This is a genomic window from Cystobacter fuscus, from assembly GCF_044360685.1.
In the GTDB taxonomy this organism is placed as follows: domain Bacteria; phylum Myxococcota; class Myxococcia; order Myxococcales; family Myxococcaceae; genus Cystobacter; species Cystobacter fuscus_C.
Window position 1 is genome coordinate 5,695,510 of the sequence record NZ_CP043491.1, and the last position, 23,805, is coordinate 5,719,314.

Below are 23,805 nucleotides of genomic sequence, written 5' to 3' on the forward strand. Positions count from 1 at the left end.
GGTCCCCCCCTGCCTCGACGGGATGCGCGGCTAGATAGAGCCGCGCCGCTTCATCTGTCAAATCTTAATGGAGGGCGGGGTTCTTCGACATGTCAGGGGCGGTGCTCCCTCGTCTGGTAGAGTCCTCCGGCGTTGTACTCCTCCTGGAGATCTCATGAAGACCCCGCCCGTGGCGCCTCCGAGCAATGGACCTCCGACGACACGCCTCGAGGGCGTCGCCAAGGTGACGGGCCGCGCCGACTACACCGCGGATGCCGTGCCCCAGAACCTCGCCTATACCGTGCTGGTGGGCGCGACGATCGCCCACGGGACCATCGCCACCCTCGACACCACCGAGGCGCGCTCGATGCCCGGCGTCCTCGACGTGCTCACCCACCTGAACGCGCCTCGCCTGTGCAAGGCCGCCGTCTTTCCCCTGGGCGCCTCCGGCAGCCGGCGCCCGCCGCTTCAAGACGATCAGGTGCGCTACCGGGGCCAGCACGTCGCCGCCGTCATCGCCGAGAGCCTCGAGGTCGCCCGCCACGCGGCCTCGCGGGTGCGGGTGACCTACCGCGAGACACCTCCCGCCGCCACGCTCGATGCCGGGGAGGCCCGGCGCGTCGCCAGCCTGGGGCTTTTCTCCAAGGTGTTGAGCGGGGACTCGCACCGAGGCGATCCCGACGCCGCGCTCGCCTCCGCGCCGCTCACCCTCGACGCCGTCTACACCACGCCCCGTGAGTTCCACGCCGCCATGGAGCCCCACGCGACGCTCGCCTGGTGGGACGACGCGGAGCACCTCACGGTGCGCGAGGGCTCCCAGTGGGTGGATGGGGCGCAGGACGTGCTCGCCGTCTGGTTCGACTTGAAGCGGGAGCACGTCCGGGTGCTCTCCTCCTTCGTGGGCGGCGGCTTCGGCAGCCGGCTCAGCCTCTACCCGCATGCGGGGATCGCGGCCATGGCGGCGCGCGTGGTGCGCCGGCCGGTGAAGCTCGTCCTCTCCCGCTCCCAGGTGTTCCATTCGGTGGGCAACCGGCCCGCCACCCGCCAGCGGCTGCGCCTGGGCGCGGAGGCCACGGGCAGGCTCTCGGCCCTCATCCACGAGACGACGAACGAGTCGGACCGGGACTCGAATTACGCCGAGCAGGGCTCGCGTGCGTCCGAGTCGGCCTATGCCGTGGCGAACTACCGGGCCGAGAACTCCCTCGTCACGCTCGACATCCCCGTGCCCGGCTGGATGCGCGCCCCGGGCGAGGCCCCGGGCAGCTTCGCCATCGAATCGGCGATGGATGAGCTGGCGGCTCAGGCCCGGATCGATCCGCTCCAGCTGCGCCTGCTCAACCACGCCGACTCCGACCCGCACTCCGGCAAGCCCTGGTCGTCGCGCAGACTGAAGGAAGCCTATGCCGCGGGGGCCGAGGCCATCGGCTGGTCCCGCCGCGCGCTCGAGCCCCGGAGTCGGCGCGAGGGCCACGAGTGGGTGGGGCTCGGCATGGCGACCGCCGCCTATCCCACCCGGCACGCTCCCTCGGAGGCACGGGTGGGCATCTCCCGCGACGGCGGCGTGTACGTCGAGAGCCGGGGCGTCGACATCGGCCAGGGCACGTACACCGCCCTCGCGCTCATCGCCGCCGAGGTGCTCGGCCTGCCCCCCTCGCGCATCGACGTGCGGCTGGGCGACACCCGGCATCCGCGCTCGGCCTTCGCCGGAGGCTCCATGCTGTCCTCCTCGCTCGGGCTCGCCGTCCATGGCGCCGCGAGCACGCTGCGCGACCGGTTGTTCGATCTGGCGCGCCGGCAGCCGGCCTCCCCGCTCCACCGCCGGAGCCGGGAGGAACTCTCCGTCCGGGAGGGGAGGGTGGTGCTGGGTGCGGACCCGGCGGTGGGCGTGGACTTCGCGGCCCTCGTTTCGGGCACGGGCCAGGAGCAGCTCGATGCCACCCACCGCACCCATCCCACGCTCATCAGCCGGCTCAGCGGCCCCAAGGCCTTCACCACCATGGCGGCGGTGCGGACCCAGACCGCGGGCGACAGCTCCTGCTATAGCTGGGGAGCGCAGTTCGTCGAGGTCGCCGTCGACGAGGAGCTGGGCACCGTGCGCGTGCGCCGCATGGTCGGGGCATTCGACTGCGGGCGGATCCTCAACCCCCAGGCGGCGCGCAGCCAGTTGCTCGGAGGCATGACGATGGGGCTCGGCATGGCGCTCACCGAGGCGGGGCACGTCGACCCGCGCACGGCGCTCGTGGTGAATGGGGACCTGGGCGAGTACCTCGTCCCCGTGCAGGCGGATGTGCCGGAGATCGAGATCCTGTTCGTGGGCGAGCCGGACCCGTCCACGGCCCCGCTCGGCATCAAGTCGGTGGGAGAGATTGGCATCACGGGCGTCGCCGCCGCCATCGCCAACGCCGTCTACAACGCCACCGGCCGCAGGCTGCGCGACCTGCCCCTCGACCTGCGCACGAGCTGAGTCCGCGCGCTCCCGGGCCCCAGACATGTCGATTGTCGAATCGAGTTTCGAGCCTGGAGGGCGGAAATTAAAGCTTGCCGCGGAGGTCACGAACATGGACGCGACGCAGGCTGCGGTGCAGGCGGGTCTCGAGGGAGTGGTGGTGGCCGAGACCCGGTTGAGCGAGGTGGACGGCGAGCGGGGGCGGTTGGTCATTGCCGGCGGGGACGTGGAGTCACTCGCCGGAGCGATTTCCTTCGAGGAGGTGTGCGCGAGGCTCTGGGCCCCGTACGCGAAGGGGGCCTTGCCCGCGTCGCTCCAGGCGGCCCTGGGCGAGGCTCGGGTGCGCGCCTTCGGGTTGCTCGAGCGGGTAGGGGATGCGCTGGAGGCGAGGGACGCGATGGACGCGCTCCGGGCCGCGGCGGCCCACGTTCCGGTGCACCCGGGCGAGGAGCTGGACTCGTTCGTCCAGCTGACGGGCGCGCTGGCGGTGTTCGCCGGCGCCTGGGCGCGGCGCGGACGCGGCCTGCCCCCGGTGCGGCCGGATCCTTCGCTCTCGCACGCGGCGGATCTGCTGCGCATGGTGACGGGCGAGTTCCAGCCCGGGCGGGCGGCCGGACTCGAGGCCTACCTGGTCACCGTGTCCGACCATGGGCTGAATGCCTCCACGTTCACCGCGCGGGTGATTGCCTCGACGGGCTCGGATGCGGTGTCGGCGGTGGTGGGGGCCATCGGGGCGTTGAAGGGACCCCTCCACGGAGGCGCACCCGGGCCGGTGCTGGACATGTTGGACGCCATTGGCGCTCCGCAGCGGGCCGCTGCGTGGCTCGAGTCGGAGCTGCGGGCCGGGCGCCGCATCATGGGCATGGGCCACCGCATCTACCGGGTGAGGGACCCTCGCGCGGCGGTGTTGGAGCGCGCGCTCGAGCGGCTCGAGCAGGGGGGCTTGAAGACGGAGCGGCTCGCGCTGGCACGCGCGGTGGAGCGCGCGGCGGACGAGCTGCTGCGCCAGCGCTACCCGGACCGGCCGCTGCGCGCGAACGTGGAGTTCTACACGGCGGTGTTGCTCGATGCGGTGGGGCTGGATCGCTCGCTGTTCTCGGCCGCGTTCGCCTGCGGCCGGGTCGCCGGGTGGCTGGGCCATGTCGCCGAGCAGCGGGCCACCGGTCGGCTCATCCGCCCCGCTTCCCGCTACGTGGGGCCGATGCCGGGCTGAGTTGCTCTCCTGGTCCAGAGTCAGCGCAGCTGGAGATCGAAGTACGTCCAGATCAGCGAGCTCATCTTGATGCGTTGCTCGAGGTTGGCCACGCCGCCGTGCCCACCCTCGATGTTCTCGTAATAGAAGAACGGGTGGCCCTGCTCCTCCATGCGCGCGGCCATCTTGCGCGCATGTCCGGGATGGACCCGGTCGTCCTTCGTCGATGTCGTGAAGAACACCTCGGGGTACTTCACACCTTTCTTCAGGTTCTGGTAGGGCGAGTAGGCGCGGATGCTCGGCCTCAGCTTGGGGTCATCCGGATTGCCATACTCCTCCATCCAGCTCGCGCCCGCGAGCAGGCGGTGGTAGCGCATCATGTCCAGCAAGGGGACCTGGCACACCACGGCGTTGAACAGCTCAGGGTGCTGGGTGAAGGTCGTGCCGACCAGGAGTCCGCCGTTGCTCCCGCCCTGGATGCCCAGATGCCGCGGCGAGGTCATCTTGCGCGCGATCAGATCGCGAGCCACCGAGGCGAAGTCATCGAAGGACTGCTGCCGGTTCTCTCTCAGGGCCGCCCGGTGCCACTCGGGACCGAACTCGCCGCCCCCGCGGATGTTCGCGATGACAAAGACACCTCCCCGCTCCAGCCACGTCTTCCCGGTGACGCCCAGGTAGGACGGCTGTTGGGAGGACATGAACCCGCCGTAGCCGTAGAGTACGGTCGGGTTGGAGCCATCCAGGGGCATGTCTTTCTTGTGGACGACGAAGTAGGGGATCTTCGTTCCGTCCGTGCTGGTCGCCTCCAGCTGCTCGGAGACGAGCCCGTTGGCGCGGAAGCGCTCCGGAGCGCGCTTGATGGGCACGGGCTCGGCCCCCACGTCCTCGAGCAGCAGGAGCGTGCTGGGCTGGAGGAAGGTGTTCACCGTCACCAGGCTCTCCTCCATGAAGGGTGTGGCTTGGGTGCTGAGGACGCCATCCCTGGGAGTGCGGGCCGGCGTCAGCTTCCACTGCGCGGCCTTCGGGTCCAGGCTATAGAGATGAGTCAGCACATTGTCCTGGATCGTCACCAGGATCCTGAACTTCGTCCGGATGACTCGGCCGAGCGCCTGGCGCGTGGTGGGCTCGAAGAGCAGGGTGGGGGGCTCGTTCATGTGGTCGAGGTCCACGCGCAGCAGGCTGCCCGCCTTGTATGTCTTTCCATTCACCGTCCAGTCCTTGAGCGTGCTGCCCAGCAGCCAGTGGTCGAAGGATGTCTGGGTCTGGAAGTCCTCGGGCAGGGGGAGCTTCGTGAGCCGCGGCTCGTCTCCCGGCTCGAGCGCGTGGAGTTCCCCCGAGAAGAAGCTCTTCTCGCGATACACGAAGCGCTTCGTGCCCTCGGGAGAGAAGACCGAGTAGCCGAGGATTTTCATGTCCTGCTTGTCGGTCTCCATCAGCAGCTTCGCCTGACTCAGGTCCTGGCCGCGCGTCCACAGCCGCACCTGGCGTGGATAGCCGGAGGTCGTCAGGGTGTCCGCTCCCCAATCGGTGCCGATGAGCAGGTGATTCTCGTCGTACCAGTCCACCGCGCTCTTCGCCTCGGGAACGAGGAACCCCTGGGGCACGAAATCCCGGGTGGCCAGGTCGAACTCACGCACCACCGCCGCGTCCGAGCCTCCCCGGGACAGACTCACCAGACACCGGGTCGCGGGGGCGGGCAGGCAGTTGGCTCCATGCCAGACCCAGTTCTCGTTCTCCTTCTTCGCGAGTTCATCCACATCCAGCAAGAGCTCCCATGCCGGAGTCTCCTTCTGGTACTCCGCCAACGACGTCCGGCGCCAGAGGCCCCGCTTGGACTTCTCGTCTTGCCAGAAGTTGTAGGCCAGGCCCTCTTGAAGCTGGATGATAGGGATTCGATCCTTCGCCAGCACGATGGCGGACACCTCCTTCGTGAACTCTGGATACAAGGGCCGGGCCTCGAGCGCGCTCTCGGTCCGCTGGTTCCAGGCTCGTACGGCCGAGAGGGATTTCTCCGAGGAGATCTCCTCCAGCCAGAGGTAGGGATCCTCCGCGGTCGTTGAGGCCGCCGGGGGCAGGGTCTTCGCGGAGAGGTGGGAACACCCCCCGAGAACGACGAGCGACCAGACCCCGAGGAACTTCGTTCCCTGCTTGTGTAATGACATCCCCATCTCCGTTGTCCGCGACAGGTTCGCGAAGGAGCCTAATCCATGACCTTCGCGCGGGGACCGATCACCGGCCGCACCGCGAACATCACCGTGCAGGCCATGGCCGGCAGCGGCTGTTCGTCGGGTTCCCCCTCGGGTGGCACGCCATCCGACACCGTGACGGTGAAGGTCAGCTGCAACGCCCATGGCGCAGACGCCTGGCGGCTCCGTTCGTTCACGTGGCGACACGAGCCCGGGCCCACGGGTCGTCTCCGAGCCGTCGCTCTGTGACGTCCCGCACGGCAGCCCGCCTTCGCCCGTCGACAAGCCCGGACCCATCTGCCAAGGAGGAGGCACCGCGTCACGAGCGCGGCCATTCAGCCAAAGGGGATGGATAGATGCAGCGCATTCGAGTGGGCGGCTTGCAGGTGGATTCCCGGCTCCATGCCTTCCTCATGCAGGAGGCCCTGCCCGGCACCGGCGTGGACGCCGAGGCGTTCGGCTCCGGACTGGACGCCCTCGTGCACGCGTTGGCCCCCGTCAACCGCTCCCTGCTCCAGCGCCGGGACGCCCTGCAGAAGGCCATCGACGACTGGCACCGCGCCCACCCCCGGCCGTTCGACCCCAAGGCCTACCTGGCCTTCCTGGAGGAGATTGGCTACCTGCGGCCCGAGCCTCCGCCCTTCAGCGTGGGCACCGCGAACGTGGACGAGGAGATCGCCCGGGTGGCCGGCCCGCAGCTCGTCGTGCCGGTGACCAACGCGCGCTACGCCCTCAACGCCGCCAACGCCCGCTGGGGCAGCCTCTATGACGCCTTCTATGGCACCGACGTCCTCCCCGAGGACAACGGCGCCACGCGCTCGGGGCCCTACAACCCCGTGCGCGGCGAGCGCGTCATCGCCCGCGCCCGCGCCTTCCTCGACCAGGCCTTCCCCCTGGCCCGGGGCTCGCACCGCGACGTGACGTCCTATGCCGTGGAGGGGGGCGCCGTGGTGGCCACCCTCGCGGAGGGCCAGCGCACGGGCCTCGCCCAGCCCGCGAAGTTCGCCGGCCTGCGCGGCGAGCCGTCGCGCCCCTCGGCGCTCCTGTTCGTCAACCACGGCCTGCACGTGGAGCTGTCCATCAACCGCGACCACCCCATCGGCCGCACGGACAAGGCGGGCGTGGCGGACGTGCTCGTGGAGTCCGCGCTCACCGCCATCATGGACGGCGAGGACAGCGTGTCCGCGGTGGACGCCGAGGACAAGCTGGTGCTCTACCGCAACTGGCTCGGGCTGATGAAGGGCACGCTCTCGGCGCACTTCGACAAGGGCGGCAAGAAGGTGGAGCGCCGCATGGCCGCCGATCGCGTCTACACGAAGCCGGGTGGGGGAGAGCTCACCCTGCACGGCCGCAGCCTGATGCTCGTGCGCAACGTGGGCCTGCACATCTACACCGACGCCGTGCTGGACAAGGACGGCGCGCCCATTCCCGAGAACATCCTGGATGCCGTCGTCACCTCGCTCATCGCGGTGCATGATCTGCGCGGCCCCAACGCCCGGCGCAACAGCCGCACGGGCTCGGTCTACACGGTGCGGCCCAAGATGCACGGCCCCGAGGAGGTCGCCTTCGCCGACGATTTGTTCTCGCGCGTCGAGCGGCTGCTGGGCCTGCCCGCCCACACGCTGAAGATTGGCATCATGGACGAGGAGCGCCGTACGAGCGCCAACCTCGCCGCGTGCATCCACGCGGCGCGCGACCGGGTGGTGTTCATCAACACCGGCTTCCTGGATCGCACGGGCGATGAGATCCACACCTCCATGGAGGCGGGCCCCGTGGTGCGCAAGAACGAGATCAAATCCACGGCGTGGATCAAGGCCTACGAGGATCGCAACGTGGACGTGGGGCTCGCCTGTGGGCTCAAGGGCCGCGCGCAGATCGGCAAGGGCATGTGGGCCGCCCCGGACAAGATGGCCGACATGCTGGCGCAGAAGGTGGGCCACCCCCAGGCCGGCGCCAACACCGCCTGGGTGCCGTCGCCCACGGCGGCCACCCTGCACGCGCTGCACTACCACGAGGTGGACGTGGCCGCCCGGCAGGAGGCCCTGCGACAGCGCGCGCCCACGCCCCTGTCCGCGCTGCTCACGCTCCCCCTGGCCCCCGAGGCGAAGTGGACGCCCGAGGAGATCCGCCAGGAGCTGGACAACAACCTCCAGGGGATTCTGGGCTACGTGGTGCGCTGGATTGATCAGGGCGTGGGCTGCTCCAAGGTGCCGGACATCCACGACGTGGGGCTGATGGAGGATCGCGCCACGCTGCGCATCTCCAGCCAGCACGTGGCCAACTGGCTGCGGCACGGCGTGGTGACGGAGGCCCAGGTGCGCGAGGGCCTCGAGCGGATGGCCGTGGTGGTGGATCGGCAGAACGCGGGGGACCCGGGCTACCGGCCCCTGGGGCCGGGGTTCGACGGCGTGGCCTTCCAGGCCGCGAGGGAGCTCATCTTCAAGGGCCGCGAGCAGCCCAACGGCTACACCGAGTGGATCCTCCACGCCCGGCGCCGCGAGGCGAAGGCTTCCCGGCGGTAGGGCCGCGGGTGACGCCCTTCGGACATGACAGGGAGTGAATCCGTGTCACCGGGGAACGTAGCGCACAGGGAAATCGGGCGGGGGGCGCAACCGCCGCCGCCATCTCGCGATAACTGAGAATACTCATTTCCCGAGACGCCCATGCAAATCCGCAACGCCCTCTCCACCGCCGCCACCGCCCGGACGGCCGCCGCCGCGACCGTGACCGCGCCGCCCGCCGGCCTGGAGCTCGGCAACCGGGGCCCCCAGGTGAAGCAGTTGCAGGACGCGCTGGTGAAGCTCGGCTACATGACGAAGGCCCAGGTGGCCACCGGCCCCGGCATCTTCGGCGAGAAGACGAAGGCCGCGGTGACGAAGTTCCAGGCGGACCACAAGCTGCCCACCACCGGCTACTACGGGGACCTGACCCACGCGGCGCTCAAGAAGGCGCTCGGCTCGGACTCCAAGCCCCCCAAGCCCGGCACCTTCACCAAGCCGCCCGTCGTCAACGCGCCCTCGCCCAACTCCAACTCGCGCGGCGGGGCGGACATCGACACCATCGTCCTGCACCACACGGGCTCCAACAATGGAGCGGGGGACCTCGCCTGGATGCGCAATCCCCAGAGCCAGGTGTCCGCCCACTACATGCTGGACCGTGACGGGAAGATCTACCAACTGGTGGGCGACGAGAAGCGCGCCTGGCACGCGGGCAAGGGCGAGCTGCACGGGGTGCCCACCGACGTGAACGGCCGCTCCATCGGCATCGAGATCGTCAACGACGGCTCGGGCAAGACGCCCTTCACCGATGCCCAGTACAAGTCCCTCACCCAGCTCGTGGGCTACCTCAAGCAGGAGTACAAGGTGCCCGCCAACAACATCCTCGGGCACAAGGACGTGGCCGTGCCCAAGGGCCGCAAGAGCGACCCCGCCGAGAACTTCGACTGGAACCGTCTGCGCGCGGGCCTCTGAACCCCCGGGGTGATGCCTCGCGCCTCAGTGCGAGTCGTCCTCGGCGCGCTGCTGCTGGATGGCACGCAGCAGCGCCTCATCGGAGAGGGCCTGCTCCCAGTCGCCCGGCAACTCGATGCGCACGGACTTCGCGCCGCCGCTGGGCGTGCAGGTGACGTGGAAGCGGTTGCCCGAGTCCCCGACGCGCGCCGCCTCGGTCTTCTCCGGATCCTTGCCCAGGCCCGCGAAGGCCTGGATGCAGCTCCACTTGATTCCGTCGCCGTCCGTGACTTCCCGTGGCATGCGCACCTCGCGAGGTTTCAGGGTGCGCATCGCCTCGGGCGCGGACAAGCCGTCGCGGGCGCGAGCGCCCCGGAGCGCCAGGCCAGCGCGTCCGGGGAGCCCACGCGGGGTACTTCAGGGGATGAGGGGCGCGAGCGCGGGGGCGATGTACGTCTGCTTCGCCTGCTGCACCGTCGTCCAGTCGTCCTGGAGCAGGCCGCCGGTGTCATCGGAGTTGGGATTGAGCGACCAGAAGGCGAAGCTCATCCCGTTGCCCGCGAGGTAGCCCGTGAGCGTCTGGATCCACTGCTTGTCCGAGTCGATGAGCAGCTTGGTGCCGAACTCCCCGAGCCACACCGGGGCGCGGTTCTCCTTCACGAGGAAGCCCCAGGTGGCATCCCACACGCCCGGCAGGTTGGCCGGGTAGCCGGTGGAGCCCTTGTTCTGGAACCACGGCTGGCCGTAGACGCTCTCCGGGTAGTCGTGCGCCGAGTACACCACGCGCCCCGGCACGTTGAGGCGCACCGGGTAGTCGCGCGCGCCGCGCAGGTTGCCGCCCCACCAGTACCAGTTGTTCTGATAGATCTCGATGCCCTCCACGATGATGAGCAGATCCGGGTTCACGCCGAGGATGGCGTTGCCCGCGCGCTCGGCGGCGAGACGCCAGTCGGTGTCGAGGTTGCCATCGCCCCAGGTGGCGCGGCCGTGCGGCTCGTTGTGCAGATCCACGCCCACCACGGTGGGATTGCCCTTGTAGCGCTGGGCGAGCATCTTCCAGTCATCGATCCACGCCTGCTCCTCGGTGGCGCGGTTGGAGCGGTACCAGAGCTCCGACTGGCTGTTGGCGTCCGGACGGTGGCGGTCGAGCACGACGCGCAGCCCGCGCGCCCCGGCCGCCGCGATGATGCGATCCATCACCTGCAGGGACGTGAGCCCGGCGAGCTCCGGATTGAGCGCGTTGTTCATGCTGAGCGGATCCGGGGACACCCCATCGCGCAGCATGGTGTTGCTGTAGGGCAGGCGCAGCGAGTTGTAGCCGAGCGACTTCACCTGATCGAGCAGGCTGCCCATGGCGCGGCGATCCAGCCCGTAGGGCACGCGCGAGGGGCCCTCGAAGCCGAACCAGTTCACGCTGGTGAGCCGCACCACCTGGCCCGTGGACGAGAGGATCTTCGCCCCCTCGGTGTGCAGGTAGCCCGCGGTGCCCGGCGGCGGCGTTCCAGCGTCGGTGCCCGCGTCGGTCCCGGCGTCCGTCCCCGCGTCGGAGCCGGCATCGGTGCCCGCGTCGGTTCCGGCGTCCGTCCCCGCGTCGGTGCCCGCGTCGGGGTTCGGGGTCGTCCCGTACACGCCGTCCGAGGCGCACAGGGACAGCGTGGCCCCTGGCTGGAAGAGGGCCGAGCACGAGGTGGCCGAGCCCCCGGCGTTCACGGCGCGCACGCGCACCTGGGTGCCCCGGAAGGACTGGCTGCCCGTCCAGACGTTCGCGTCCCAGGCCGCCTGGCTCAACGCCGTCCACGCGCCTCCGTTCACGGACACTTCCACCCGTGCCGGGGCGGGGGAGGCCGTGACCCGAGCCTCCATCCACCAGTCATTGCTCGACGTCTGGAGGAGGAAGGACACAGGGGCCGCAAGCTGCTGCTCCCACTTCGTGAGCGCCGACTCCTCCTCCGCGATGCCGCCTCCACACGCGGCGGTGAACAGCACCGCGCTCAGCAACATCCCCATTCTTTTCATGACACGACCTCCGGCTGTACGGGCTCGATGGCTTCCTGGATGGTTCGGGAAGAAAATTGCCATCCAGGAAAAACATGAAAAGCCCCCAAAGGTCAACGCCATATTCAAGACACGAATCCCAGTCGCAAAATCCAAGAATCCGCAACAACCCGCCGGGCCCCGAATGGGATTCCGTGACGAGTGTGTGACAATGGAGGGCGATGGGCGAGCGGGTCATGAGGGAGGAGAAAGTGCTACATGCTGATCGGTAAACCCAAGAGGCGCCACAGGAGGATGTTTTTCATGAACAAGAAGCTCATTTTCAGCCTGCCCTCCATCATTCTGCTCGGAACTTCCACTCCTTCATTTGGAGAGTGGACCGGTGATGGACAGCCATTCAAATACATTTCGAGCTGTGAACTCGATCTCGACAAGAATGGGCTGCCCGATATGGTCATCCTGGCCGAAACGATCCAGGGCCGTGAGCTCATCGCCATTCTCAAGGAGAAGAAAGGGCTCAAGGCCTACTCGCTCTGGACGGGACCCGCTTCCAATGGAATGCACCTGAGGTGTGAGTTCGCCGAGTTCGAACTCCAGGAGGCCCCCACGGCCTCGGCGGATGCACCCGGGAAGATCCACAAGCCCAACGGCTCGGTGATTCATCTCTTCAAGCCGGAGTCCTCTCAAGTCAGCTTCTACTGGGACAAGACCCAGTTCAAAAGGATCAGCACTGGCGATTGATCAAGGGAGTTGCCGTTCGCTGACGGGAAGAACCACCCTGGAGGATCTGCGCAGGAGGTTGCCACAATCCGTCGAGCCTTGAGAGCGGAGTGCCTTCTTTTTCCGGCGGACCTCAGGGCTGCTTGTTCCCCAGCAGCTCCTTGGCGCGAGCCACGGCCGACATGGCGTTGGGCCAGCCGACGTAGAAAGCCAGGTGGGTGATGAGCTCGACGAGCTCCTCCTGCGTCACGCCGTTCTCGAGTGCGCGCGGGAAGTGGAAGTTCATCTGCTCCGTCTTTCCGGTCGCCACCAGCGCCGCGCAGGTCATCAGGCTGCGGTCGCGCTTGGACAACTGCGGCCGCTCCCAGACGTCCCCGAACAGGACGTCGTCGGTCAGCTCGGCCAGCTTCGGCGCGAAGTCGCCGATGGCCTTCTGTGCGGCGGTGGTGGGCTTGGGGGTGCTCATGGTGCGTTTCTCCTTTCAGGGCTGTGTGCCGTACTGCGCGTCGGTGACCTTCTCCATCCACTCGACGACCTTGCCATCGAGCCCCTCCTGGATGGCGATGTGGGTCATCGCGGTGGTCGGGGAGGCGCCGTGCCAGTGCTTCTGGCCGGGCGGAATCCTCACCACGTCGCCCGGGCGGATCTCCTCGACGGTGCCGCCCCAGAGCTGCACTCGGCCGGCGCCGGACGTCACGATGAGCGTCTGCCCGAGCGGGTGGGTGTGCCATGCCGTGCGGGCACCGGGCTCGAACGTGACAGAGGCACCCGCGGTGCGCGCGGGGGCATTCGCCGAGAAGAGCGGATCGACGCGCACGGTGCCGGTGAAGTTCTCGGCGGGACCCTTGGTGGAGGGTTGCGAGCCACTGCGCGTGATGCTCAGCGCCGGAGCCCCTCCACGCGAGGCGGCCGGGGATGCGCCCGCGTCGGGGGAGGCGCCCTTCGGGCTGGCCTGGGCCATGGCCATACCGAGCAGTGGGAGCGAGAAGAGTGTCGCGGTGAGGCGTTTCATGTTCATTCTCCGGTTGGGTGGTGAAGTGCCTGCATCACAGACCGGTCATTCGCTCCAGCCGTTCCGGATACCGGGCCCCCAGCACCGTGATCTTCGAGGCGGCGCTCTCGATCTCACGGAGATCCCCGGGCGTCAGTTCGAGCGCGGCGGCTCCATTGTTCTCGTCCAGGCGGTTGAGCTTCGTGGTGCCTGGGATGGGGACGATCCACGGCTTCTGGGCGAGCAGCCAGGCCAGTGCGATTTGAGCAGGCGTGGCCTTCTTCCTCTTGCCGATCTCGCCCAGCAGCTCGACCAGGGCCTGGTTGGCCTTCATGGCCTCTGGCGTGAAGCGGGGAATGATGCTGCGGATGTCGGAGCTGGCGAAGGTGCTGCTGTCGCTGATCTTGCCCGTGAGGAAGCCCTTGCCCAGGGGGCTGAAGGGAACGAAGCCGATGCCGAGCTCCTCGAGGGTTGGCAGCACTTCCGCTTCCGGGCCTCTCGTCCACAGCGAGTATTCACTCTGGAGCGCGGCGACCGGCTGGACCGCGTGGGCGCGGCGGATCGTCTTCGCACCTGCCTCGGACAGGCCGAAGTGCTTCACCTTGCCCTCGCGAATCAGGTCCTTCACCGTCCCCGCTACGTCTTCGATTGGCACGTTCGGGTCGACCCGGTGCTGATAGAACAGGTCGATGGTCTCGACCTTGAGCCGCTTGAGGGAGCCCTCGGCCGCCTTCCTGATGCGCTCGGGCCGGCTGTCCAGACCGCCACGATGCACCCCTGTCTCCAGGTCGATGTCCCAGCCGAACTTGGTGGCGATCACCACCTTCCCCCGGAAGGGAGCGAGGGCCTCGCCCACGAGCTCCTCGTTCTTGAGCGGACCGTAGACCTCGGCGGTGTCGAAGAAGGTGACGCCGCGTTCGACGGCCGTCCGAATCAGGGAGATCATCTCCTGCTTGTCCCCGGCCGGACCGTAGCCACCGCTCATTCCCATGCAGCCGAGCCCAATGGCCGAGACTTCCAGGTTGCTGTTTCCGAGCTTGCGCTTCTGCATTGTTTTTCCTCCGTCTTGAAGAGAATCTCAGCGGTCGACCATCGCCATCTGCTGCGGGGTGTGGCGTGGGCCCGCGGTCGCGCCGGGCGGGACAGCCGTGTCTCCTGGTCTCGTGGGATCGGGGCCGTTGCGCCCCGTTCACGAGTAGAAGTACGCCCCAGAGCCTCGGATGACTACGTGCCGGGGAGGCAATAGGCTGTTAAGCGCTGCTTAACAGCGAGGCGTCCGCGCCCCGGTCGCTCGTCGCATTCGAGTCTCGTCATGAATACGGCTCTCCTCCCGCAACTCCAAGTGTTCCTCGTCGTGGCGCGCCTGCGCAGCTTCAGCGGCGCGGCGCGCGAGCTCGGCGTCTCCACCCCCGCGGTGAGCCAGTCGGTGCGCCAGCTCGAGGAGCAGCTGCGCGTGGTGCTGCTCACCCGCACGACGCGCAGCGTGTCACTGACGGAGGCGGGCAGGCGGCTCGTGGAGGGCGCGGGCCCGGCACTCGGACAAGCGCTCGCCACCCTCACCGAGGTCTCCGCTCGACCGGGAGAGACGGTGGGCCGGGTGCGGCTGTCGGTGCCGCGGGCGGCGGTGCCTTCCGTCATCACCCCGGTGGTCCCCACCTTCCGCGAGCGTCACCCGCGAATCGAGGTGGAGGTGGTCATCGAGGAGCGCTTCGTGGACATCGTGGCGGAGGGCTACGACGCGGGCGTGCGGCTGAGCGAGGCCATCGAGCGCGACATGGTGCAGGTGCGGCTCACCGACGCCTTCCGCTTCATCGTGGTGGGAGCCCCCAGCTACCTCGAGCGCCACGGGACACCCCAGCGCCCCGAGGACCTGCTGCGCCACGAGTGCATCACCTTCCGCATGCGCACCTCCGGGGCGCTCTATGCCTGGGAGCTGGAGCGGGGCCGCAGGAACTGGCGCGTGCCGGTGCGCGGGGGCGTGGTCACCAACGACACCCAGCTGAGCGTGTCCCTGGCGGAGCAAGGCCTGGGGCTGGCGTACACCCTCGAGCCGATGGTGAGGGAGCAACTGCGTGAGGGGCGGCTCGTGACGGTGCTCGAGTCCTACGCGCCCACGGTGCCCGGCTTCTTCCTCTATTTCCCCAGCCGTGCGCAGCGCTCCCCGGCGCTGCGCCTCTTCGTGGACGTGGCCAGGGAGCTGACCAGACTCGCGTCGTGAGTCTTCGTGAGGATGGCCGCGGCCGATGTGCTTTGGGCTCGCTCGGGCCGAGTATGTACACGGCTGTTTACTCGCGAGAGGGACTGGGTTATGTCCGGGATGTAAACGATTGTGTACATGCGCCACGGCCGTCGGCAAGAGGAGTGCACATGAGCGAAACGAAGGCGCGCGCGGGCAAGCTTCGCGTGGGAATCATCAGCGCGAACTGGGGCGCGAAGACCCACCTGCCCGCATGGAGAACGTTGAGCGACGACGTGGAGGTCACGGCGATCTGCACCTCACGGCGGGAGACAGCCGAGGCGGCGGCCAGGGAACACGGCATCGCCCGGCCGTTCTGGAGCTACGAGGCGATGTGCGCCGATCCGGACATCGACGTGATCGACGCCGGCACGAGCCCCGTCCTGCGGGAGAAGCTGGTGACGGCGGCGTTGAACGGCGGCAAGCACGTCTTCAACCAGCTGCCGTTCGCACCGTCGCGGGAGGCCGCCGAGCGTTTGGTGAAGCTTCAGCGCGACAAGGGCGTCACCGGCGCCGTGGCGGCCAGCGTGGTGGGCCTGCCGCACCTGTCGCTGATGAAGGAGATGATCGACGAGGGCTACCTCGGCGAGGTCTTTCAAGTTCACTGCCATTGGCAGATGAGCTACTTCCTGCCGGTCATCCCATTCTTCCCCTACGTCTGGTTCGGCAAGGCCGGCCACGGGGTCAGCGTCACCCGCAATCACGGCTCGCACATGCTGCACGCCCTGTGGCACGTGTTCGGCCGGATCGAATCGGTGGTCGGCCGGATCGAGACCCAGCTCAAGACGTGGGAGCTCTCGCCAGGCGAGACCATGACGGTGGAGACCGACGACACGTGTCACGCGCTCCTGCGCTTCGCCAACGGCGCGATGGGCACTCTGGCCACGTCGTGGACGGCGGCGGACAGCCCGGGCTTCTGGATCGAGGCCTTTGGCAGCAAGGGGCGGCTGCGCCTGGAGGCGCTGCGCTATCCGAGCGTGGCGACGGCCAGGCTGTATGCCGCGAAGGCCGCCTTGGGCACGATGGCGCCCCAGGGTCAGGAGGTGCCGGTCCCCGAGCGCCTGTTCACCGTGCGGGGCAAGGTGCTCGACCCGAGCGTGGGAGCCGACCCCTCGACGGGCGGGCAACTGCTGTCGATGGTGCGTCTGTTCGACACGTTCGCGACGACGGTCAGAAACGGCGGCGAACCGCTCGCCGGCTTCACCCGGGCCCTCGAGGTGGAGCGGGTGATCGCCGCGCTCTACGAGTCGAACGTGCGCAAGGCGTGGGTCGAGCCCGCCGCGGGTTGAAGCCGCCGGAGCGCCCCTGAACCGGGGCAGGCTCAGTTCCGGGAGGGCTCGTTGCTGACTGCCACCCCGGAGCCGGCGCCGGGGGCGAGTTGCTGCAAGTCCAGCTCCTCCAGGTCGAGCTCCTGCTCGACTCGCTGGAAGGCCGCATCGCCGATGGTGCCGTCCGCCCGCAGCGCGAGGAGCCGCTGCCGCTCGGCCAGGGTGGCCCTGCGCGCGATGGCCGCCGCGTCGACGTTGAACGCGCGGCCGTCACTTCCGGCCGCCCCGTGAGGCGCGTTGCCATTGCCGGCCAGCTCCGCTTCGGCGCGCCGGAGCATGAGTTCGTAGCGGCGACGCAGCAGCCCCGACAGCTCCTCTCCGGGCAGCTCGGCCGTGGTGGTGGCCGAGAGCGCGGCGCGCAACGTCTCGACACGGGCGAGCCGCACCTCTCGCTCCACCGAGCCGTCGTCCTCGAGCTGGAGCATGTTGAGGAGGGGGCGCAGCGTCATGCCCTGGACGACGAGGGTCCCGAGCACGACGGAGAACGCGGTGAACAGGACCAGGTCGCGGTAGGGAAACGCGGGCCCGTCGGACCCGCCAGTCGGAAGGGCGAGCGCCGCGGCGAGCGTCACGATCCCCCGCATGCCGCACCACCCGACGACCGCCGCGGCGCGCTTCGACAGGGCCACCGTGTCGTGAGGCCCCGCCGTGCCGTCCGGCGCTGGACGACACCTCCAGCGACTGAAGGCCGCGGCGCCCGACACCCAGGCGATGCGCGCGAGGATCGTCGCGACGCACACCGCGCCCGCGACGCCCGCGTACTCCAGGAGCGTGCTCGAGTCGAGCCGGCCGAGGATCGCCTTGAGCTGGAACCCGACGAGGATGAAGGCGAGCACGTTCAACACGAACACGGCGAACTCCCAGACCGCGTACGAGGGGATCCGGACGCGAGCCGGGATGATGTCCGCGGCGCGGCGGGCGGTCGCCATCGCGAAGACGACCACGGTGAGGATGCCGGAGAGATGGAGCCGCTCGGCGAGCATCCAGACCGCGAACGTCCCGCAGAACTGCACGACGACCGCGATGGCGACGTCGTGTATCCGCGGGGTCACCAGGAGTATGACCCGCGACAGCACGAACCCGAGCACCACGCTGCCCACGGTGACGACGAGGAGCAGGGGAATGACGTCTGTCCCCGACAGCGTGCCCGCGAGCGTCGCGCCGACGGCGAGACGGTAGATCAACAGCGCGCTCGCGTCGTTGAAGAGGCTCTCGCCCTCGAGGATGACGAGGAGCCGATGCGGCGGACGGAGCTGCTTGAGGACGGCGGTCGCGGCCGCCGCGTCAGGAGGCGCGACGATCGCGCCGAGCGCGACCGCGACGGCCCAGGGCATGCCGGGCACGAGCAGGCGGGCCACCCCCGCGACGACGACGATGGTGAGGGCGACGGCGCCAAGGGCGAGGCCGGCGACGGTCCGCCAGTTGGCCCGGAGGTCGCGCGGGGACGCATCGAAGGCGGCGTCCAGCAACACCGGCGCGACGAAGAGCGTGAGCGCGAGCTCGGGATCCAGGACCAGTGTCGGCGTGCCGGGCACGAGCGCCAGGGCCGCGCCGGCGAGCGCCACCATCGCCGGGTAGGGAGTCCCGATGCGTTGGGACAACGCGGTGAGGCCCGCACCGGCGAGCAACAACGCGATGATGATCTCGAAGACGTGCATGCGCCCTGTTTAACTCAACCGCCGCGAGCTGGGGATGCCTACCCATGAGGGCATGTTCTTCCTCTTGACTCGAAAGGTCGAATCCAGTCCGATGGGCATCGAGCGGGGAGGGAACCACGTGGCGAACGAGACGAGCGGGAAGGGTGGCGGGAGGGGGCCCTTCGAGCGGGGCGGTGCCTACGACGAGGTGGGGCCCGAGCTGGGCAGCCTTCACGAGGCCTGGGATGTGGAGACGGGCAAGGCGGTGCTGCAACTGCTGCCCACCGAGCGCGTGGAATGGCGGCCCGAGGGGCCCTGGCGGGTGAGCCTCTTGTGTGAGCCGGAGCCGGTCACGGTGACCGTGCGGGTGGAGGAAGCGCCCGCGTCGCTGCCCGTGGTGGAACTGGCGGACCTGCTCGTGCTCACGAGTGCCGCGGTGACCCGCGTGCAGGACAGTGCCCGGTTCCGGGCCCATCTCGCCTCGGGTCAGCTCCCCTCACGCCCCGCCGGAAACCAACGCACGGGGCACGCCGTCGCGAGTTGGAAGGGGCTTATGCTCGGCCTGGGCGTGTGGCTGCTGGCGAGTCTCTCCGAGCGCCCGGCGCCCCATGGTCGGGAGGCGGCCCCGGAAACCTCCTCACGCCAGGATGCGCCGTCCTTCGTCGATGTGGCGGAGTCGGAGCCGAAGGCTCTCGCCTATCCCATGCCCAAGGAGCCCTTCCGCAATCAGATGGCGGCTCCCTGCCCGGGCAGGAAGACCATCGTGGAGATCAACGGGGGGTGCTGGGTGACGTTGGAGCAAAAGCCTCCGTGCGACGACACGGATGCGGCCGAGTACCAGGGCAAGTGCTACATGCCGGTCGGCAAACCCAGGAGGCTGCCACAATCCGTCGAGCCGTGAACGAGGCGCCGGAGCCATCCCAAAGACTCGAGCTAGACATCCTCGTCAGGCAGCAGCATGCGCAGCAACTCATCGTCGGGCCCGAGCGGGTGCCAACCTGGCGGTGGTGGCGTGGCGAGAAGGGCCACCATGACCTGCCTGGCACGCTCCTCATGGGTGATTGGAGTGAAGGCACTCCACGACCCCAGGGCCGTGGCGACCTCTAAACGAGCTTCTTCGTCCAGCACGGCCGGCCAGCCGTTGGGGAGACCCTCCCAAAGCTCTCGCACGAGTTGCCCCCGTACCAGGCGGGTGAGTCGGTTGCTCCGCTCCGCTTCGGCGACCAACCCGCTGAAGACCTGCACCGCGTTGATGTCGTCTCCGCCAAGTTCCTGGGCCAGTTCCACCAGCGGGAGGGTAGGGCGCGCCTCGGCGAAGGCGGTGAGTGAATCGTGGCCGCGCTCGCGGACCCGCTCATACAGGCGGACCTTCCAGTTGCCCTCCCAGGAATGTCCCTCTTTCATCACCCTCTCCAAGGAAACACTTTCTATTGTGTCTGGAGCTGCTTGTCCCATTCATACAATTTTTCGAGCAGATCTGCAGTGCAAGCACCTGACACATGCTCGAAGGACACTGGATCGAGTGTCGTGAGACGCTGGCGCTGGAATGCCGGGTCGGCGACCACGTCCCGGTGTTTCAGGCCGCGCGCGAAGTTGAGGGCGCGGGGCATTTGTCGAAGAATGGCCTCGATACTGTCTTCTCGCGTCGCTCGTGCCATGCGATTCGCGGCCATCTCCAGGCGCATGTGGACCGAGGCGTCCGCCACCGGACACCATGCATCCATGGCCCAATCACAGGAGGCCTTTATCAACTCCTCCAAGGTGAGTACGGCATCGCGGGTCTTGAAGCGGTAACGCGCGGATTGGAGGGTGTCCCAGAAGCGCAGCATCGTCTGGAGGCGGAGTGCCGTTCGCTGCGCGCTCACCGGGCCAGTGGGCGAAACCACGAAGTACAGAGCACCCCAGGCACTCTCACGACAAAACGCCTCGTATGCGTCCCTTATGGGGAACACGTTCTGCCAATCCAGGGCTTCGTACAATCCGCCCATGACATCCGACACCATGTACAGTCGCCAGGCCGGGCGCTCGTGTTGAAGGTCGGTCACCTCGTGAACCAGCACCACTTCTCCGGGAGGCACCTCCAGCATCTGACGTGGAGGAGGGAAGGCACCGTCCTCGAGGTACTGCTCGCCGCACCGTTCCCCCTCTTTCCGCGCCTTCTGGTGGACCGTGGAGCGGAGGCCATGAAGGAAGGACGGCATTTGGAAAGACGGTTGTCCAGGCACCATGGATCCATGATGGGAATGCACACCGGTTGGAAAAGCCCAGGATCGTTTTCATCACGTGCATGCCCCCGTACCCGTTGCTGTCCCCACGATCGCGACCCTCCACGCGATGCGCTCCCAGCGGGGGTTGCTGTCGTCCTCCGTCAGGACGCACCGCGTCATCACGGCCCCACGCCGCTGTCAGCGCGGCTTATGCCCCCGTTGCGCCCGAAGGTCCGCCCGGGCGCTGTTATGCAGGGGCCGCGAGCCGCCCCGCGGCTACACTGACGGGCTTCCGCTGGCCCAACGCCCAGAGGCGAGGGCCTTCCGACCGTAGAACCGAGGACACGAAGCGATGGCGATGGACGAGGATTTTCGCAAAGCGGCGCTCGACTACCACCGGCTGCCCCGGCCCGGAAAGCTGACGATCGAGCCGACCAAGCGCATGGCCACCCAGCGCGATCTGGCGCTGGCCTACTCCCCCGGCGTGGCGGCCGCGTGTGAGGCGATCGTCGCCGACCCCGACGCCGCGCGCGACCTGACGGCCCGCGGCAACCTCGTGGGTGTCATCACCAACGGCACCGCCGTGCTGGGCCTGGGCAGCATCGGTCCGCTCGCCGGCAAGCCCGTCATGGAGGGCAAGGCCGTCCTCTTCAAGAAGTTCGCCGGCATCGACGTCTTCGACATCGAGGTGGACACCACCAACCCCGAGCGCTTCGTGGACATCGTCTCCGCGCTCGAGCCCACCTTCGGCGGCATCAACCTCGAGGACATCAAGGCCCCCGAGTGCTTCGTCATCGAGCGCGCCCTGCGCGCGCGCATGAAGATCCCCGTCTTCCATGACGACCAGCACGGCACCGCCATCGTGTGCGCGGCCGCCATCCGCAACGGGCTCGTGCTCCAGGGCAAGAAGCTCGAGGAGATCAAGCTCGTCACCTCCGGCGCGGGCGCCGCGGCGCTCGCGTGCGTGGACCTGCTCGTGGAGATGGGCCTGCCCGTCGCCAACGTCACGCTCACGGACATCAAGGGCGTGGTCCACGCGGACCGGGGCGACGAGATGGCGCCCAACATGGCCCGCTACGCGCACAAGACGAGCGCGCGCACCCTGCCCGAGGTGCTCGGCGGGGCGGACGTGTTCCTGGGCCTGTCCGCGCCGCGCGTGCTCAAGGCCGAGTGGCTGCACCTGCTCGCGCCCAAGCCCATCATCCTCGCGCTCGCCAACCCCGAGCCGGAGATCCGCCCGGACGCCGCCATGGAGGCCCGCCCCGACGCCATCGTCGCCACGGGCCGCTCGGACTTCCCCAACCAGGTCAACAACGTCCTGTGCTTCCCCTTCGTCTTCCGCGGCGCACTGGACGTGGGCGCCACGGAGATCAACGAGCTCATGAAGCGCGCGGCCGCCGAGGCCATCGCGGAGCTCGCCCGGGTGGAGGCCAACGAGGTGGTGGCCCAGGCCTATGGTGGCACCGCGCACGTCTTCGGGCCCAAGTACATCATCCCCAAGCCGTTCGACCCGCGGCTCATCCTGAAGATCGCCCCGGCGGTGGCCAAGGCGGCCATGGACTCGGGCGTGGCGCGCCGGCCCATCGCGGACTTCGAGGCCTACCAGCGCGAGCTGGAGCTGTTCGTCTACCGCTCGGGTCAGCTCATGCGGCCGGTGTTCGAGGTGGCCCGCCGCACGCCCCGCCGCGTGGCGTACGCGGAAGGGGAGGACGATCGCGTGCTGCGCGCGGTGCAGAGCGTGGTGGACGAGCAGATCGCCCAGCCCGTGCTCATCGGCCGACGCCGGGTCATCACCGAGCGCATCAAGGAGCTGGGGTTGCGGCTGGAGGTCGGCCGGGACGTGCGCGTGGTGGATCCGAGCGAGGACACCGACATCATCCAGCCGCTCATCAAGCGCTACCAGACGCTGGTGGATCGCAAGGGCGTGCCGCTCGACGCCGCCGCGCGCCGGGTGGTGCGCCGGCCCACGGTGGCCGCCTGCATGCTCCTGGAGTCGGGCGAGGTCGACGCCGCGCTGTGCGGCGGCCGGGATGACTGGGGACGGCACATGACGTACGTCATGCCCATCATTCCCAAGCGCCAGGACGTGGGCCGCATCTACGCGCTCTCGGCCCTCATCCTGCAGAACGGCGCGCTGTTCTTCTGCGACACCCACGTCAACATCGACCCCACCGCCGAGCAGGTCGCCGAGATGACGCTGCTGGCCGCCGATGCCGTGCGCCGCTTCGGCGTCACCCCCAAGGCCGCGCTGCTGTCGCACTCGAGCTTCGGCGCCGGCAACTCCCAGTCCGCCATCAAGATGCGCCAGGCGCTCAAGCTGGTGCGCCAGCGCGCCCCGGACCTCGAGGTGGACGGCGAGATGCACGCCGACGCGGCGCTCAGCGAGACGCTGCGCCACCGGCTCGTGTCCCACAGCCCGCTGACGGGCTCGGCCAACCTGCTCGTCATGCCCACGCTGGACGCGGCCAACATCGCCATGACGCTCCTGTCCGCGGCCTCCGAGGCGTTGCTGGTGGGGCCGCTGCTGCTGGGCATCTCCAAGCCCGTCCAGGTGCTCGTGCCGCGCGTCACCGCGCGGGGCATCGTCAACATGACCGCCCTGGCCGTGGCGCAGGCCCACGTGCTGGAGCAGGGCACCGCGCGCTGAGCGGGCGCCCACCCGGGCCGAGGACACCCGGGTGGGCATTTGCTTTCGCCGGGGGGGCCCGGCGCGTTAAGCGTAGGGGCCATGAGCCAAGCCACCGACTTCGTCATCGCCCCCGCCGAGCGTCCCAGCCTGCCCATCGAGGGTACATCGGCCCGCTTCCCCATCCGCCGCATCTACTGCGTGGGCCAGAACTACGGCGCCCACACCCGGGAGATGGGAGGGGATCCGACGCGCACGCCGCCGTTCTTCTTCTCCAAGCCGGCCGACGCGGTGCGCGTGCCGGGCGAGCCCGTGCCCTATCCGCCCTCCACCGCGCAGCTCGACTACGAGATCGAGCTGGTGGTGGCGCTCAAGGGGGGCGGGTCCAACGTCACGCCCGAGCAGGCGCTGGGCCTGGTGTACGGCTACGCGGCGGGGGTGGATCTCACCCGCCGGGACTTGCAGGCCGTGGCCAAGAAGGAAGGGCGCCCGTGGGACGCGTCCAAGGGCTTCGATGCCTCGGCGCCCATCGGCGTGCTGCGCCGGGCCGAGGGCGGGGAGCTGCCCAAGGGGCGCATCCACCTCAACGTGAATGGCCAGACGAAGCAGGACGGCCAGCTCGCGGACATGATCTGGAACGTGGCGGAGATCATCGCCAAGGCGTCGCAGCTCTGGCGCCTGGAGCCGGGAGATCTGATCTTCACCGGCACGCCCCACGGCGTGGGCCCCCTGTCGCGCGGAGACCGCGTGGAGGGCGGCATCGAGGGCGTGGGCACGGTGTCCTTCACCCTGAGCTGACGCGCCGCCCGCCCG

The 23,805-nt window shown here is 68.9% G+C and carries 20 protein-coding genes; 11 read left to right on the forward strand and 9 right to left on the reverse strand.

Features of this window, described 5'->3' with window-relative positions; translation table 11 throughout:
- The first annotated feature begins 154 nt into the window (after positions 1-154).
- Entirely contained in the window at positions 155-2,443 is a 2,289-nt protein-coding gene (locus tag F0U63_RS23355) for a xanthine dehydrogenase family protein molybdopterin-binding subunit (protein ID WP_395848121.1), read from the forward strand.
- A gap of 94 nt (positions 2,444-2,537) precedes the next feature.
- Positions 2,538-3,638 carry a citrate synthase gene (locus F0U63_RS23360; RefSeq protein ID WP_395848122.1) on the forward strand — a complete coding sequence of 367 codons (1,101 nt, stop codon included), beginning with the start codon at positions 2,538-2,540 and terminating at the stop codon, positions 3,636-3,638.
- Between the two features lie 20 nt (positions 3,639-3,658).
- Here the strand turns inward: F0U63_RS23360 and F0U63_RS23365 are convergent, their stop codons facing one another.
- Positions 3,659-5,779 carry a prolyl oligopeptidase family protein gene (locus F0U63_RS23365; RefSeq protein ID WP_395848123.1) on the reverse strand — a complete coding sequence of 707 codons (2,121 nt, stop codon included), beginning with the start codon at positions 5,777-5,779 and terminating at the stop codon, positions 3,659-3,661.
- Positions 5,780-5,881: 102 nt separating this feature from the next.
- Here F0U63_RS23365 and F0U63_RS23370 point away from each other — a divergent pair, with 102 nt between their 5' ends.
- The 3 genes from F0U63_RS23370 to F0U63_RS23380 all read left to right on the forward strand — a co-directional run bounded on the left by F0U63_RS23370 (position 5,882) and on the right by F0U63_RS23380 (position 9,273).
- Positions 5,882-6,052 (forward strand): hypothetical protein, encoded by a 171-nt coding sequence (locus F0U63_RS23370; protein ID WP_395848411.1) that lies wholly within the window; start codon positions 5,882-5,884, stop codon positions 6,050-6,052.
- A gap of 107 nt (positions 6,053-6,159) precedes the next feature.
- Positions 6,160-8,325 (forward strand): malate synthase G, encoded by a 2,166-nt coding sequence (locus F0U63_RS23375; protein WP_395848124.1) that lies wholly within the window; start codon positions 6,160-6,162, stop codon positions 8,323-8,325.
- 141 nt (positions 8,326-8,466) lie between these two features.
- Positions 8,467-9,273 carry an N-acetylmuramoyl-L-alanine amidase gene (locus tag F0U63_RS23380; protein ID WP_395848125.1) on the forward strand — a complete coding sequence of 269 codons (807 nt, stop codon included), beginning with the start codon at positions 8,467-8,469 and terminating at the stop codon, positions 9,271-9,273.
- 24 nt (positions 9,274-9,297) lie between these two features.
- On the opposite strand, the gene F0U63_RS23385 is transcribed toward F0U63_RS23380, so the two are convergent.
- Together F0U63_RS23385 and F0U63_RS23390 are read right to left on the reverse strand one after the other, a co-directional pair.
- Positions 9,298-9,555: a hypothetical protein gene (locus F0U63_RS23385; protein ID WP_395848126.1), complete on the reverse strand. Its 258-nt coding sequence runs from the start codon at positions 9,553-9,555 to the stop codon at positions 9,298-9,300.
- Between the two features lie 114 nt (positions 9,556-9,669).
- Entirely contained in the window at positions 9,670-11,268 is a 1,599-nt protein-coding gene (locus F0U63_RS23390) for a cellulase family glycosylhydrolase (protein ID WP_395848127.1), read from the reverse strand.
- Between the two features lie 282 nt (positions 11,269-11,550).
- Between F0U63_RS23390 and F0U63_RS23395 the strand changes: the two genes are divergently transcribed.
- Complete coding sequence (locus tag F0U63_RS23395) at positions 11,551-11,988, forward strand: hypothetical protein (protein ID WP_395848128.1); 438 nt, start codon at positions 11,551-11,553, stop codon at positions 11,986-11,988.
- 112 nt (positions 11,989-12,100) lie between these two features.
- Here F0U63_RS23395 and F0U63_RS23400 read toward each other — a convergent pair whose 3' ends face one another.
- The 3 genes from F0U63_RS23400 to F0U63_RS23410 are packed head-to-tail and all read right to left on the reverse strand — an operon-like array spanning position 12,101 to position 14,009.
- Positions 12,101-12,433 (reverse strand): carboxymuconolactone decarboxylase family protein, encoded by a 333-nt coding sequence (locus F0U63_RS23400; RefSeq protein ID WP_395848129.1) that lies wholly within the window; start codon positions 12,431-12,433, stop codon positions 12,101-12,103.
- A 15-nt stretch (positions 12,434-12,448) separates the two neighbouring features.
- Positions 12,449-12,979, reverse strand: a complete 531-nt coding sequence (locus F0U63_RS23405) for a cupin domain-containing protein (RefSeq protein ID WP_395848130.1) — start codon at positions 12,977-12,979, stop codon at positions 12,449-12,451.
- A 34-nt stretch (positions 12,980-13,013) separates the two neighbouring features.
- Entirely contained in the window at positions 13,014-14,009 is a 996-nt protein-coding gene (locus tag F0U63_RS23410) for an aldo/keto reductase (RefSeq protein ID WP_395848131.1), read from the reverse strand.
- A 261-nt stretch (positions 14,010-14,270) separates the two neighbouring features.
- Here F0U63_RS23410 and F0U63_RS23415 point away from each other — a divergent pair, with 261 nt between their 5' ends.
- Positions 14,271-15,176, forward strand: a complete 906-nt coding sequence (locus F0U63_RS23415) for a LysR family transcriptional regulator (RefSeq protein ID WP_395848132.1) — start codon at positions 14,271-14,273, stop codon at positions 15,174-15,176.
- Positions 15,177-15,325: 149 nt separating this feature from the next.
- A complete protein-coding gene (locus F0U63_RS23420) occupies positions 15,326-16,483 on the forward strand; it encodes a Gfo/Idh/MocA family protein (RefSeq protein ID WP_395848133.1) in 1,158 nt (385 codons plus the stop codon).
- 32 nt (positions 16,484-16,515) lie between these two features.
- Here the strand turns inward: F0U63_RS23420 and F0U63_RS23425 are convergent, their stop codons facing one another.
- Positions 16,516-18,180 carry a Na+/H+ antiporter gene (locus F0U63_RS23425; RefSeq protein ID WP_395848134.1) on the reverse strand — a complete coding sequence of 555 codons (1,665 nt, stop codon included), beginning with the start codon at positions 18,178-18,180 and terminating at the stop codon, positions 16,516-16,518.
- A 118-nt stretch (positions 18,181-18,298) separates the two neighbouring features.
- Here F0U63_RS23425 and F0U63_RS23430 point away from each other — a divergent pair, with 118 nt between their 5' ends.
- Complete coding sequence (locus F0U63_RS23430) at positions 18,299-19,060, forward strand: hypothetical protein (RefSeq protein ID WP_395848135.1); 762 nt, start codon at positions 18,299-18,301, stop codon at positions 19,058-19,060.
- Between the two features lie 32 nt (positions 19,061-19,092).
- Here F0U63_RS23430 and F0U63_RS23435 read toward each other — a convergent pair whose 3' ends face one another.
- Entirely contained in the window at positions 19,093-19,563 is a 471-nt protein-coding gene (locus tag F0U63_RS23435; protein WP_395848136.1) for an NUDIX hydrolase, read from the reverse strand.
- A 23-nt stretch (positions 19,564-19,586) separates the two neighbouring features.
- Positions 19,587-20,360 (reverse strand): hypothetical protein, encoded by a 774-nt coding sequence (locus F0U63_RS23440; RefSeq protein ID WP_395848137.1) that lies wholly within the window; start codon positions 20,358-20,360, stop codon positions 19,587-19,589.
- Positions 20,361-20,718: 358 nt separating this feature from the next.
- Between F0U63_RS23440 and F0U63_RS23445 the strand changes: the two genes are divergently transcribed.
- The gene (locus F0U63_RS23445) at positions 20,719-23,013 is read left to right on the forward strand and encodes an NADP-dependent malic enzyme (protein WP_395848138.1); all 2,295 of its coding nucleotides are present in this window, start codon (positions 20,719-20,721) and stop codon (positions 23,011-23,013) included.
- 81 nt (positions 23,014-23,094) lie between these two features.
- Entirely contained in the window at positions 23,095-23,790 is a 696-nt protein-coding gene (locus F0U63_RS23450) for a fumarylacetoacetate hydrolase family protein (protein ID WP_395848139.1), read from the forward strand.
- The last annotated feature ends 15 nt before the right edge of the window (positions 23,791-23,805 follow it).

Bases quoted from the DNA above. Each gene is read 5' to 3' on its own strand.
- F0U63_RS23355 (WP_395848121.1), top strand. From the start codon at position 155: ATGAAGACCCCGCCCGTGGCGCCTCCGAGCAATGGACCTCCGACGACA.
- F0U63_RS23360 (WP_395848122.1), top strand. From the start codon at position 2,538: ATGGACGCGACGCAGGCTGCGGTGCAGGCGGGTCTCGAGGGAGTGGTG.
- F0U63_RS23365 (WP_395848123.1), bottom strand. From the start codon at position 5,779: ATGTCATTACACAAGCAGGGAACGAAGTTCCTCGGGGTCTGGTCGCTC.
- F0U63_RS23370 (WP_395848411.1), top strand. From the start codon at position 5,882: ATGGCCGGCAGCGGCTGTTCGTCGGGTTCCCCCTCGGGTGGCACGCCA.
- F0U63_RS23375 (WP_395848124.1), top strand. From the start codon at position 6,160: ATGCAGCGCATTCGAGTGGGCGGCTTGCAGGTGGATTCCCGGCTCCAT.
- F0U63_RS23380 (WP_395848125.1), top strand. From the start codon at position 8,467: ATGCAAATCCGCAACGCCCTCTCCACCGCCGCCACCGCCCGGACGGCC.
- F0U63_RS23385 (WP_395848126.1), bottom strand. From the start codon at position 9,555: ATGCCACGGGAAGTCACGGACGGCGACGGAATCAAGTGGAGCTGCATC.
- F0U63_RS23390 (WP_395848127.1), bottom strand. From the start codon at position 11,268: ATGAAAAGAATGGGGATGTTGCTGAGCGCGGTGCTGTTCACCGCCGCG.
- F0U63_RS23395 (WP_395848128.1), top strand. From the start codon at position 11,551: ATGAACAAGAAGCTCATTTTCAGCCTGCCCTCCATCATTCTGCTCGGA.
- F0U63_RS23400 (WP_395848129.1), bottom strand. From the start codon at position 12,433: ATGAGCACCCCCAAGCCCACCACCGCCGCACAGAAGGCCATCGGCGAC.
- F0U63_RS23405 (WP_395848130.1), bottom strand. From the start codon at position 12,979: ATGAAACGCCTCACCGCGACACTCTTCTCGCTCCCACTGCTCGGTATG.
- F0U63_RS23410 (WP_395848131.1), bottom strand. From the start codon at position 14,009: ATGCAGAAGCGCAAGCTCGGAAACAGCAACCTGGAAGTCTCGGCCATT.
- F0U63_RS23415 (WP_395848132.1), top strand. From the start codon at position 14,271: ATGAATACGGCTCTCCTCCCGCAACTCCAAGTGTTCCTCGTCGTGGCG.
- F0U63_RS23420 (WP_395848133.1), top strand. From the start codon at position 15,326: ATGAGCGAAACGAAGGCGCGCGCGGGCAAGCTTCGCGTGGGAATCATC.
- F0U63_RS23425 (WP_395848134.1), bottom strand. From the start codon at position 18,180: ATGCACGTCTTCGAGATCATCATCGCGTTGTTGCTCGCCGGTGCGGGC.
- F0U63_RS23435 (WP_395848136.1), bottom strand. From the start codon at position 19,563: ATGAAAGAGGGACATTCCTGGGAGGGCAACTGGAAGGTCCGCCTGTAT.
- F0U63_RS23440 (WP_395848137.1), bottom strand. From the start codon at position 20,360: ATGCCGTCCTTCCTTCATGGCCTCCGCTCCACGGTCCACCAGAAGGCG.
- F0U63_RS23445 (WP_395848138.1), top strand. From the start codon at position 20,719: ATGGCGATGGACGAGGATTTTCGCAAAGCGGCGCTCGACTACCACCGG.
- F0U63_RS23450 (WP_395848139.1), top strand. From the start codon at position 23,095: ATGAGCCAAGCCACCGACTTCGTCATCGCCCCCGCCGAGCGTCCCAGC.